This window comes from Flavobacterium sp. KACC 22761, assembly GCF_034058155.1.
Taxonomy (GTDB): Bacteria; Bacteroidota; Bacteroidia; order Flavobacteriales; family Flavobacteriaceae; genus Flavobacterium.
Genome location: NZ_CP139148.1, coordinates 178491 through 190990 on the forward strand (window position 1 = coordinate 178491; position 12500 = coordinate 190990).

A 12500-nucleotide genomic window follows, 5' to 3' on the forward strand; every position below is an offset into this window, starting at 1 on the left:
TTTTTAAAATGTTAAGTTAAATCCAATCAAGAAGTTTCGTGTAGCTGGAGTATTAGTTCCAAGGGTAAGCAAACGTCTTTTGTAAGCAGTTGTTACTGCAGCGTTTTCATCACCATAAGAATTTGTTTCTGGATCCATACCCGACTCTTTATGATATGGCGAGAACATAACGAATGGATTTTGTACAGTACAATAAATTCTAAATTTATCTAAGCCTGTTTCTTCTAAAAATTTGTTTTTGAAATTATAACCTAATGAAATAGTACGAACTTTTAAATAAGAAGCATCAAAATATCCTAAAGTAGAACCATATTTTGGATTATCTCCATCTGAAAGTCCACCTGGTTTTGGGTATTTAGCACCTGTATTTTCTGGTGTCCAATAATCTACATCCACGTTTCCACGACGACCGCTTAACATATTAAGATATCCTGAAGAAGAATATAGCGTACTGATTAAAATTCCACCACTTTGGAAAGCTCCTACTGCAGTCAAATCAAAATTTTTGTAGGCAACACGCGTATTGAATCCACCTTGAAAATCTGGATCTACTTTTAAAATTTGTCTGTCGTCTGGACCAATTTGTCTTGTTGGAGTTCCATCTGCATTAAAAGTTCCTGTGTATTTTACTTTGATCATTCCCGGATTTCCTCCTGGCTCATATTTCGTCAAGTTGGCATCGCCTTGTTGCCAAAGTCCGATTTTTTCATAATCATAAATTACATTGATTGGTTTACCAACAAACCACCAGTTCGCTTCGTCTCTTTGTTGTCCTGAAGCCAATGCAACCAATTCATTTTTATTTGAATAGAAGTTCACTCCTGCTTCCCAAGTCCAACCTCCTACATTGTCAAGAATTACTCCATTTAATGAAAACTCAATACCTTTGTTTTGAGACTGCCCGATATTTCCTGTATAGCTGCTTACACCAGAAGTGCTTGGAAGATTTACTCCTAAAAGAATATCTTTTGTATCTGTCACATAATATTCTGCTGTTGCAGATAAACGGTTTTTAAGAATTGTAAAATCTAATCCGTAATTCCAAGTTGTCGAATATTCCCAACCTAAATTTGGGTTTGGCAACTCAGACACATAATATCCTACTGCGTAATCTGTCCCAAAATTGTAAGGTCTTGTGCTCAAACGCCCAAGCGTTGCGTATGGATTGATAGACTGATTAGAAGTTTCTCCGTATCCAACACGAAGTTTTAATGCATCAATGAAATCTACATTTTTCATGAACGATTCTCCTTTGATGTTCCAACCAGCAGAAATCGCTGGATAAGTATGCCATTTATGTCCTTCCGCCAATCTTGAAGAAGCATCAGAACGTACTGTAGCTGTCAACATATAGCGATTGTCATAAGAATACATTGCACGTCCCATCCAAGAAATCAAACCACTTTTATAATAGTTTTGATCATTTGGATTAATTGTGATTTCGCCCGTCGCATTTCCTAAATTGTAAAATTGAAAAGCATCTGAAGGAATCCCTCTTGCTGAAACTGAAGAACTATTGAAAGAAGTTTGTTCTGACGAATATAATCCTACAACATTAATTTTATGCTTTTGTGCAAAAGTACGATCATACGTCAACAAGTTTTCGAGCACCCAGTTTGTAGTAAGTGAATGATTAATATTGGCTGTTGAAGGTGTAGTTGGGGTTGTGCTGAAAACGCCTTCTCCAGTATAACTTCCACCATCTGTCATACGCAAATTAAGACCTACGTTTAGGCGATATTTCAAACCTTCAACTCCTGGAATCTTAACTTCTCCAAATATATTGTTGTAAGATCCAAAAGCTCTTGTTTGATTGATCCATTTATCTCCTAAAGCCTCTACACTTTCTCTTGTGTAAACCCATTGCTGGTCTAAAGGCATTTGGATAATTCTTTTTAAAGATCCATCCGGATTATATGGATTTGCGATTGGTGTACTGTTTAAAACACCATACATTGATAAATTGCTTCCGTTTGTAATAGAATAATTATTATTTGTTGTGATTCCGAAACGGAAAGATTTTCCAATTTCTTGATCTACAGCAGCACGTAATGAAATACGCTCGTAATCTTGTCCTGGAAGTACAGCTACATCTTTATAGTGTCCTAATCCAAAATTATACGAACCGTTTTCAGTTCCTCCATTTACGCCAAAATCATTTGAGGTAACCATTCCTGTTCCATAAAACAAATCCTGCCAGTCTGTATTGACATCATTTGCTTCGTCAATACCATTTGTATAGATTCCCGCAGTCTGGCGAAGTTTTACAAAATCTGGCCCGCTCATCATTGGGTAGCGAGCAAAAACGCTTTTTAAACCATAGTAATTATCAAATGTGAATCTTGCTTTTTGTCCCTTTTTTCCTTTATTTGTTGTGACCAAAATAACTCCATTTGCTCCACGAGAACCATAAATCGCAGTTGAAGATGCATCTTTAAGAATATCTACACTTTTAATATCTGTCGGATTAATGTCTCCCAAAGATCCAGCAAACGGTATTCCGTCGAGAACAACCAAAGGATCGTTGCTTGCATTTAAAGAACGTGTACCACGAATTCTGATCTGCATGGTCGCTCCAGGTTTCGAAGAAGTCTGCGTCATTTCGACACCGGCAATTCGTCCTTGAAGCGCCTGAGTAATATTTGCAGATGGAACTTCCCTCAAAGCTTCCCCAGTAATTGAAGCTACAGAACCCGTTACTGCCTCTTTGCGCTGTGTACCGTATCCTACAACAATTACTTCCTGCAGATTATTTAAGTTTTCCTCTAAAACTGCATTGATCTTAGTTTTTCCTGCAACCGGAATTTCTTTGTCTTTTAATCCTAAAAAACTAAATACTAAAACTCCATTAGAAGGAACATTAGCAATAGAATAATTTCCGTCAAAACCTGTCGCGACACTGTTTTTAGTACCTTTAACAGTAACATTCGCCCCCGGAATTGGTCCAGTAGCATCAGATACAACTCCTGTAATAGTATTCTGTGCCACTGTGTTGACAGAAAACAGAAACATCAAGGATAAAAACCCCAGGCATTTCAGGAGTTTTGATTTGCTTTTAATTGTAAAAAAGTCAGTCATAAAAATTAAGTTAGATAGTTAATATAATAGTTTAGTTAGTTGAAATTCATGAAGCAAAATCATGTGCTTTTGCAAGGCTAAAACAGATATTTTTGCATTTGTTTAACAAATATATATAAAATTTCAAATTACACAACCGGTTGTTTATTATTTTTTTATTTAGTCGAAAAAAAATAGTTGTAAAAAATAGTAGTTGAATAATTTTTAAGCCAAAAAAATAAGTAATTCATAACAAATTAGCTTTTTCAACAAACCTGAGTAGATGAAATTTATTGTTTTTAAAAAATGGTTAACAATTCCCTAAAACCCAACAATAAAGCATATTATAGGATTTTTTTATTCCGTAAAACAAAATATGTTTCAGCCAATAAAAAACACAAAACATTAAGAAAATATTCATTTGGAAAAAAATTCAAAACAAAACCGCTTCCAATTTATCGTTTGCTTTAAAAAGAAACCATTTTCAACACAATCGTTTGCATAAAAAATAAAAAAAAACTCCTTTTTCACAAAAGAAGTTTAAAATTGATAAAAAATGAATTTATCCAAAAGTAAAAGCAAAAATCATTTCATTTAGATAAGTTTCGCCAGGCTTCAAAATTGAATTGGGAAAATGTTTTTTATTTGGAGCATCGGGAAAATTTTGAGGTTCAAAACAAATTGCAGGGAAAGTTCCAAATTGATTATCATTTGAAAAAGGCAAATCTGGAAATTTTTCTGGAGTATAAACTACCATTGCTGGCTGATTAGAATATATATCCATAATTATACCGCTTTCTGCAGAAGACAAAGATGCCTTTAGTCGCTTTTCATTAAAAACAAAAGTATCATCAAAACCTTTAAAATCTTCTCTTTTTATTTTAGCTTTTTTATTTCGATCAAAAGAAGTTCCTTCTGATTTATTCAATTTTCCCGTTGGAAGCAATTGTGAATCAACATCTAAATGAAAATCGCTATTAATTTGCAATTCATGATCTAAAATTGAATCTTTTCCGTTTAAATTCATATAAACATGACTGGTCAAATTCACTGGCGTGGCTTGATCCGTTTGCGCTTGATATATTATTTTCACTTCATTTTCAGGCGTCAGCTCAAAAATTGCTTCAACATTCAAATTCCCAGGATAACCTTCTTCAAGATGTTTGCTTTCATAAGTCAAAACGGCGCGGTTTTGAAAAACTTCTTTTACTGACCAAAACTTTTTAAAAAAGCCGTTTCTGCCTCCATGCAAATGAACTCCGTCTTCATTTTCGATTTTATAAACAACATCATCAATCGCAAATTGACCACCAGAAATTCTTCCAGCATATCTTCCGATACTGCATCCTAAAAAGAGTTTCACATTTGAATAAGGAGCTTCAAGATAATTCGAAGCTTTTTCCAAACCAGCCGCAACGTCAAAGATTTCTCCTTTTGCATTTTTAACTTTCAGCCCAATAACGGTAGCGCCAAAATTGGAAATTTTCATTTCCAATGCATTATTATTTCTAATTGTAATTACCTCTAGCTTTTCCATTTTACAATTGATAAATTCTGAAATCTTATAAATTCATCTTTTTTGCGTCATCAATAAATTGGTTCAAACCAATATCAGTAAGAGGATGCTTCAGCAAACCTTTAATTGCCGACAACGGTCCGGTCATAACATCAGAACCCACTTTGGCACAATTAATTACGTGCATTGTGTGACGCACAGATGCCGAAAGAATTTGAGTATTGAAAGCGTAATTATCATAAATCTCTCTGATTTCAGCAATAAGATGCATTCCGTCAGTTGAGACATCATCCAATCTTCCTAAAAATGGAGAAACGTAAGTCGCACCCGCTTTTGCCGCTAAAAGAGCTTGCCCTGCAGAGAAAACAAGAGTCACATTCGTTCTAATTCCTTTATCCGAAAAATATTTACAGGCTTTAATTCCGTCAGCAATCATTGGTAATTTCACTACAATCTGCTCATGCAAAGCAGCAAGTTCCTCGCCTTCTTTGATCATTCCTTCAAAATCAGTTGAAATTACTTCAGCTGAAACATCGCCGTCCACAATATTGCAGATATCCAAATAATGTTTTAAAATATTAGCTTTTCCAGTAATTCCTTCTTTCGCCATTAACGACGGATTTGTTGTTACGCCGTCTAAAACGCCTAAGGCCTGCGCTTCTTTAATATCGTTTAAATTTGCGGTGTCAATAAAAAATTTCATTGGTTTTTGTTTTTTTATGTTAATAGAGTTCATTAAGAAATTCTATATCTTCAATTCATAACAAGATGAATCTTCAATACAGACAAAATGATTTTATGTTTTAATTTGAAATGAAAAGCAAAAGAAATTGCTTTGAAAAGACAGCAGAAAACTATCCTTTGAATATGAACTTAATCATATGACCGTCAGTGCTTCATTCATCCAACGGTCATAATCACTAATTAATAAAGTTTTCTCTGGCGCATCAACTAACCTTCAAATATGCACCAGAGAAGAAAAACTACAAAAAACAATCTTGATTCCGATTTTATGATTTTATACAAAACCGAAAATTATTTTATGCAAAAACTGCGTTTACAGTTTGTTAATCAATTAAATATATTGATTGATGATGTTTTCAAACAATTCTTGTTTACCGCTTTGAAGATTTAATTCTCCATTTTCATGAGCGATAGTGTAAAGATCTTTTAAACCTAATTTTCCATCAGCAAAATCTTTTCCTTTTCCAGAATCGAAAGAGCTGTATCTTTCTTTTCTCAATTTTTCATATGGAGACGAAGAAATGATTTTATCTGCTGTCAATAAAGCTCTTGCAAAAGTATCAGCACCGCCAATGTGTGCTAAGAAAACATCTTCTAAGTCTGTTGAGTTTCTTCTGATTTTAGCATCAAAGTTAACTCCACCGCCTTGTAATCCGCCAGCTTTTAAGAAAACCAACATAGCTTCAGTAGTTTCTTGGATGTTATTTGGGAACTGATCTGTATCCCATCCGTTTTGGTAATCTCCTCTATTTGCATCGATACTTCCTAACATTCCAGCTTTTGCCGCAACTTCTAATTCGTGTTGGAAAGTGTGTTGTGCCAATGTAGCGTGGTTTACCTCGATATTGATTTTGAAATCTTTATCTAAACCATATTCTTTCAAGAATCCGATTGCAGTTGCCGAGTCAAAATCGTATTGGTGTTTTGATGGCTCCATTGGTTTTGGTTCAATAAAGAAAGTTCCTTTAAAACCTTGTGCTCTTGCGTAGTCTCTAGACATTGCCAAGAATTGCGCCATGTGGTCTAATTCTCTTCCCATATCTGTGTTTAGCAAAGACATATAACCTTCTCTACCTCCCCAGAATACGTAGTTTTCTCCGCCTAAAGCGATTGTTGCATCAAGCGCTAATTTTACTTGTCCTCCAGCTCTTGCCACTACATTAAAATCAGGATTTGTAGCCGCACCGTTCATGAATCTTGGGTTTGAGAAACAGTTTGAAGTTCCCCAAAGCAATTTAATTCCAGATTCTGCTTTTTTCTGTTTTAAGTAATCTGTAATAAAAGCCAAACGTTTTTCTGATTCTGCGAAAGTTGCTCCTTCAGCAATCAAATCGTAATCGTGGAAACAGAAATAATCGAATCCCATTTTGCTGATGAATTCAAAAGCAGCATCTGCCTTGTCTTTTGCAGCTTGATAAGGATCCGATGAAGCATCCCATGCAAAATTTTGAGTTCCCGGTCCGAATGGATCGCTACCTTGTCCGCAGAAAGTATGCCAGTAAGCAATCGCAAATTTAAAGTGATCGCGCATTGTTTTTCCAGCTACAACTTGGTCTGGATTGTAATATTTAAATGCCAACGGATTGTCAGATTCTTTTCCTTCAAATTTAATTTGGCCAATACCTTTGTAGTATTCTTTATCTCCTAAAACTATCATTTTATCTTTTTATTTATTTGTTAATATTAATTCTAATTCTTGTTTCCATTTTTTATAAGCCGTCTCATAAGGCTCCTTGTTGTGCAACGGCAAAAACGTCATTACGTGATCGTTGTCACTAACATTAGCTCCAAATTTGCTGTAATCGCCATCTTTTAAGCCAACCGCTCTCGCTGCGCCAACTGCTCCTGTCGTATTGTAAATCTCAATTTCGTGGCCAATTAAAGTCGCCACAGTATTGGAGAAAATCTCGGAGCGGAAAAGGTTATCATTTCCGGCTCTAATGACATTGATTGTTGCATTATCCTCTTTCAAACATTCCATTCCGTACACAAATGAAAATGCAATTCCTTCAAGAGAAGCTCTAAACAAATGCGCGCTGTTATGAATATTTAAGTTGAGGTTTAAAAAGTGAGTTCCGATTGTTTTATTGTTGAACATACGCTCAGCACCATTTCCAAACGGAATCACCACAACGCCTTCTGATCCAATTTCAATATTTGAAGCTTTTTCATTCATTACTTCGTAACTTTCGTTGCCCATATTATTACGCAACCATCTGTATTGAATTCCCGCTCCGTTAATATTCAAAAGCTTACCTACTCTAGGCGTTTCTAATTCGTAATTTACGTGAACAAAATTGTTTACTCTTGTGCTCTTTCCAGAAGACATTTCGCTAACGGCATAAAAAACTCCTGAAGTTCCGCCCGTAGCCGCCACTTCTCCCGGATTCAAAACATTTAATGACAAAGCATTATTAGGTTGATCTCCCGCTCTATAAACAATCGGAATTCCAGCAGGAAGACCTGATTCTGTAGCCGCTTTTTCAGTAACAACTCCTTGATTCGTAAAGTTTTCTACGATTTTCGGAGTCAACCCTGTATCAATTCCGTAATATTCTAAAAGCCAATCGGCTACTTTATTTTCTTTGTAATCCCAAAGCATTCCTTCAGACAAACCATTTTTGGTCGTCGTTACTTCGCCTGTCATTTTCAAAGCGATGTAATCTCCCGGAAGCATGTATTTAGCGATTTTATTGTAAATCGCAGGTTCATTTTCTTTAACCCATTTCAGTTTCGAAGCCGTGAAATTCCCAGGCGAATTCAATAAATGCGACATACATTTCTCTTCTCCAATTTCGGCGAAAGCCTTGTTTCCAATTTCAACCGCACGGCTGTCACACCAAATAATGGAATTTCGAAGCGCATTTCCAGCTTCATCCACAATCACCAATCCGTGCATTTGGTACGAAATACCAATTCCTTGAATGTTAGACGCGTCAACGTTTGCTTCTTTAATCGCTCTTTTTGTTGCCGTACAAATGTGCTGCCACCAGATTTCAGGATCTTGTTCAGCCCAGTCTGGGTGAATTGAAAGGATTTCCATTTCGTTCTGAGGTTCATTCAAAACGATCACTTTTTTACCCGTTTCTGCTTCTACCAAGGCTGCCTTGACAGAAGAACTTCCAATATCATAACCGATATAATACATACTTACAATGATTCTCTAATTATTAATTTTGTCGGCACATAACATTTCGTTTCTTCGTCATGCGTAATAAATGCCGCTGCTTTGGTTCCTATTTCTTTAAAATCAGTTGAAACAACCGAAATTCCTTTGTATATAAACTTCTTCATCGGGGTTTCGTTGTACGATAAAAAGCCAACGTCTTTTCCCGGTTCGTAATCTTTCTCTTTGCATTGCTCTAAAAAGTACCCCAAAATCCTATCACTAACACTGATGTAGGCTATTCCTTTTTCGATATTGAACTTTTTAGGATCTGTAATAATGTCGTATTTAAAACTAAAATCGGCACAGAATTTCTTAAAATATTCTACCGTTTCCCACGGATGATTCGTAAAATCTGGATACACAAACTGTATCTTTTTATACTTTTTAAACAAATCCACCGCCTCTGTCAAAGACTCATAAAACGCCTTTCCAAAATCCTGAAAAATGTAATTGTTCGTTTTATCGGCCTGAATATTCCAGTCGATCAAAAGCAATTTGTCTTTTGAAATTGCCGACAATGCTGGAGCAATATCCTGATGATCAAAATTCATCACCACATACTTGTAATACTTCCCGATTCCGTTATTAATGATCGTTTTAAAAACATCAATATTATAATGGTGAAACTGCACATCTGTAATCACATTATCCGCCAGATTATTTACAAACGAATGATACAAAACCTCTTTATAAGCCTTAAACGTATCCAAAACCAAAAGCACTTTTCTCGTTTCTCCCGCTACATAATATCCTTTATTAGGCACAGAATCAATTACATTTTGATCTTTTAAAATCGAATATGCTTTAAAAACTGTGTCTCTCGAAAGCTGGTATGTTTTGCAAATTACATTCACAGACGGAAGCAAATCTCCCTTTTGTAAAATATTCTCCGCAATGGCGTTTGTAATTCCGTCAACCAATTGCTGATACTTCGGAATATCACTTTCGTGATTCATTATAAACTCAAATTTTTCTTCTTCTTTTAGCATACCGTTCTGTTCCGTTCTGTTATGCTAAAGTAACTAAAAAACTTTTATAAAAAATTAATTTTTAAATGAATTATGTTAAGTTTTTAAAATTCTATATTTCAATATTTTGGGCGTGCCCCGCCGAAAAAGGCGGGTCGGGCTATCCGTTGCAAGTCCTCGCACTTCCTTCGTCAGGCTGTGGGCTTTCCACTGCTATCCCTCACGCATACAGGCTTCAAAAGAAAATCTTCGTCATATTTGTCATTGCGAGGAACGAAGCAACTTCACTTAAATTTTAATTTAGCAAATGCGATTCCTCATTCCTCAGCATGACAAAACGTTGTAACCAGTATTTCTCAAAAAACTTACTCTCGCTTTTTTCAAACAACCGGTTGTGGTTTCAGGGAAATTTTTTTAATCTTGGTTCTTATAAGGATCAATCGTCACAATCGAACCGTCTTCGTTATACTCAATTTTGGTAACTTTTATAGATCGCAAATGCGTCACGCCTTTTGACAAACTCGAATCATGATAAAACAAATACCATTCGTTTTCAATTTCGCAAATAGAATGATGCGAAGTCCAGCCTACCACAGGATTTAAAATGCGTCCTTTATAAACAAAAGGTCCGTATGGACTGTCGCCAATTGCATAACAAATAAAATGCGTATCACCGGTTGAGTACGAAAAATAATATTTTCCTTGATATTTATGAACCCACGAAGCTTCAAAAAATCGACGTTCATTATCTCCAGCTAATAAAGGTTTTCCGTTTTCATCCAAGATTTTAATCTCTTTTGGATCTTCAGCAAACTCTTTCATATCATCAGAAAGCAAAGCTACGATTGGACCTAAAGCTTCTTCATTTGCCAGCGGTTCCTCATTTGATTTATCGTATATATTGTTTCTATACTTTTGAAGCTGACCGCCCCAAATGCCACCAAAATAAATATAAAACTTCCCATCATTATCCTCAAAAACGGCTGGATCAATAGTGTAGCTTCCTTTTATAGCAGTTGGTTCTGATTTAAATGGTCCAATTGGAGAATCGCTTATTGCAACACCAATCTGGAAAATTCCGTCTGCGCGTTTTGCTGGAAAATACAAATAATATTTGCCATTTTTACAAGCAGCATCTGGCGCCCACATTTGGCGAACAGCCCACGGAACATCATTAACATGTAAAGCTACGCCATGATCTACTGCTTTTGCATTAACATTCTCCATCGAAATTACATGATAATCCTCCATTCCAAAATGGTCTCCATTATCATTAAAGGGAATTCCCGCATCAATATCATGCGATGGATAGATGTATATTTTGCCGTTAAAAACATGTGCCGACGGGTCAGCGGTGTAAATATGATTGACTAATGGACTTGAAATTGCACGCTTATCTAATGCGGCAAAATCAATGTTTTCAATGCTATCTTCAGGCATACTCTCTTTTTTTAAAATTTTCTTTAATACATTAAACTCTTCTTTCTTTTAAATCTGATTCAATCTGCACTTCCATTTTCTTGTCGATTTTGTAAAAAAACAATAATCCAACGCCAATTAGGAAAGGTATTGCAGGAAAAACACTAACCAGCAATTTTATTCCATTTATTGCTATATCTGTCTGCTGCGGAGCATTTGGAACGTAATTAAAATATCCTAACAGTGAAGTTGTCAAAGCACCTCCAATACTTAAACCTGCTTTTAACCCAACCATCATGGCTGAAAAAATAATTGCAGTCGCACGGCGGTTATTCAGCCATTCAGAATAATCGGCAACATCAGCAATCATTGCCCAAAGAAGCGGAATTGTAATTCCGTAGAAAAATCCATGCAGGATTTGCGAGAAAAACATAAAGCCGATTGATGTTGAAGGAAAAAAATAGAAGGCAAGAATAAAAAGCGTTGAAATGAATAAAAACAAACCGAATATATTTCGCTTTCCGTATTTATCTGCAAGGCTTTTGGACAAAGTAATTCCAACTATCATAAAGATGATGCCACCGGCATTAAATAATCCAAATCCTGCTGAAACGGGATCACTACCAAAATGGTTCAACCCAATATTTGATAAGGTATTTAAAATTGGCCGAATAAAAACTGCCAATTGATCTTTATCTACATAATTTTCAAAATAATATACATACGATCCGCCTTTCATTGCCAGTGTAATAAAAACCAAAGTCGTAAGCGAAAGCATAATTACCCATGGCCTGTTTTTTACCAAATCGCTTAAATCCTCTTTCACGCTTGATTTTTGCTCTGGCTTTGGAACTATTCGTTCTTTTGTAGTGAAAAAAGTAATCAAAAGCATAATGGTCCCAATAATTGCCAAAACAGTCATTACTTTCTCGATTCCAACAGCTTTGTCGCCATTTCCAACACTTTTTATAATTCCTAGCATAAAAACTTGAACAAAAAACTGTGCAAACATAACCGCCACAAATCGGTAGGATGACATACTGTTTCGTTCGCCCATGTCACCTGTAATCACACCGCTTAACGCAGAATATGGCAGATTATTTGCTGCATAAAAAAGCAATAACAAGCTATAAGTTGTAACGGCATAAATTACCTTGCCTTGATAAGAGAAATTTGGTGTTGTAAAAGCAAGCAATGCTATTACACCCAATGGCACGGCAGTCCATAAAATCCAAGGTCTGAATTTTCCCCATTTACTAGTCGTTCTGTCTGCCAGGACACCAATAATAGGATTGAAAATAAAGGCAGCGATCAAACCAACAACCAACATTATAATGGAGGAATGTGCGGGCGATAATCCGTAAATATCAGTATAAAAATACGCCAGATAAGTCATCAATGTCTGAAACACTAAATTTGCTGCAAGATCACCTAAGCTATATCCAATTTTTTCTTTTATGGATAATTTTTGGGAATTAAAATTCATTATTGATTCGTGGTTATTTTGGTTAATTTTAAAATCAATCCTTATAAAAAAATTGATTATTTTAGTTAGCTTTTATACTGATTTCAAAAGGATTTCGCTTAAGCAATCGGTTGTGTAAAATTAGCAAAAAAAATATATCAT

At 35.5% G+C, this 12500-nt stretch carries 8 protein-coding genes; all 8 read right to left on the bottom strand.

Going from position 1 to position 12500, the window contains the following annotated elements; all coding sequences use genetic code 11:
- Positions 1–3: 3 nt before the first annotated feature.
- The 8 genes from SCB73_RS00725 to SCB73_RS00760 all read right to left on the bottom strand — a co-directional run bounded on the left by SCB73_RS00725 (position 4) and on the right by SCB73_RS00760 (position 12359).
- Complete coding sequence (locus SCB73_RS00725; protein ID WP_413927821.1) at positions 4–3078, bottom strand: SusC/RagA family TonB-linked outer membrane protein; 3075 nt, start codon at positions 3076–3078, stop codon at positions 4–6.
- Between the two features lie 541 nt (positions 3079–3619).
- Positions 3620–4594, bottom strand: a complete 975-nt coding sequence (locus SCB73_RS00730) for an aldose epimerase family protein (RefSeq protein WP_320568287.1) — start codon at positions 4592–4594, stop codon at positions 3620–3622.
- 25 nt (positions 4595–4619) lie between these two features.
- On the bottom strand, positions 4620–5276 hold the full coding sequence (fsa, locus tag SCB73_RS00735; RefSeq protein ID WP_320568288.1) for a fructose-6-phosphate aldolase: 657 nt from the start codon (positions 5274–5276) through the stop codon (positions 4620–4622).
- Positions 5277–5648: 372 nt separating this feature from the next.
- Positions 5649–6974 (bottom strand): xylose isomerase, encoded by a 1326-nt coding sequence (xylA, locus tag SCB73_RS00740; protein ID WP_320568289.1) that lies wholly within the window; start codon positions 6972–6974, stop codon positions 5649–5651.
- 9 nt (positions 6975–6983) lie between these two features.
- Positions 6984–8465: a xylulokinase gene (locus tag SCB73_RS00745; protein ID WP_320568290.1), complete on the bottom strand. Its 1482-nt coding sequence runs from the start codon at positions 8463–8465 to the stop codon at positions 6984–6986.
- A 2-nt stretch (positions 8466–8467) separates the two neighbouring features.
- On the bottom strand, positions 8468–9475 hold the full coding sequence (locus tag SCB73_RS00750; RefSeq protein ID WP_320568291.1) for a GntR family transcriptional regulator: 1008 nt from the start codon (positions 9473–9475) through the stop codon (positions 8468–8470).
- Positions 9476–9868: 393 nt separating this feature from the next.
- Positions 9869–10894 (bottom strand): glycoside hydrolase family 43 protein, encoded by a 1026-nt coding sequence (locus SCB73_RS00755; protein ID WP_320568292.1) that lies wholly within the window; start codon positions 10892–10894, stop codon positions 9869–9871.
- 31 nt (positions 10895–10925) lie between these two features.
- Complete coding sequence (locus SCB73_RS00760) at positions 10926–12359, bottom strand: MFS transporter (RefSeq protein ID WP_320568293.1); 1434 nt, start codon at positions 12357–12359, stop codon at positions 10926–10928.
- Between the last annotated feature and the right edge of the window lie 141 nt (positions 12360–12500).

What these genes read in the sequence shown, in the direction of transcription:
- SCB73_RS00730 (WP_320568287.1), bottom strand. Translation starts at nt 4,594, where the DNA reads ATGGAAAAGCTAGAGGTAATTACAATTAGAAATAATAATGCATTGGAA.
- xylA (WP_320568289.1), bottom strand. Translation starts at nt 6,974, where the DNA reads ATGATAGTTTTAGGAGATAAAGAATACTACAAAGGTATTGGCCAAATT.
- SCB73_RS00760 (WP_320568293.1), bottom strand. Translation starts at nt 12,359, where the DNA reads ATGAATTTTAATTCCCAAAAATTATCCATAAAAGAAAAAATTGGATAT.
- fsa (WP_320568288.1), bottom strand. Translation starts at nt 5,276, where the DNA reads ATGAAATTTTTTATTGACACCGCAAATTTAAACGATATTAAAGAAGCG.
- SCB73_RS00725 (WP_413927821.1), bottom strand. Translation starts at nt 3,078, where the DNA reads ATGACTGACTTTTTTACAATTAAAAGCAAATCAAAACTCCTGAAATGC.
- SCB73_RS00755 (WP_320568292.1), bottom strand. Translation starts at nt 10,894, where the DNA reads ATGCCTGAAGATAGCATTGAAAACATTGATTTTGCCGCATTAGATAAG.
- SCB73_RS00750 (WP_320568291.1), bottom strand. Translation starts at nt 9,475, where the DNA reads ATGCTAAAAGAAGAAGAAAAATTTGAGTTTATAATGAATCACGAAAGT.
- SCB73_RS00745 (WP_320568290.1), bottom strand. Translation starts at nt 8,465, where the DNA reads ATGTATTATATCGGTTATGATATTGGAAGTTCTTCTGTCAAGGCAGCC.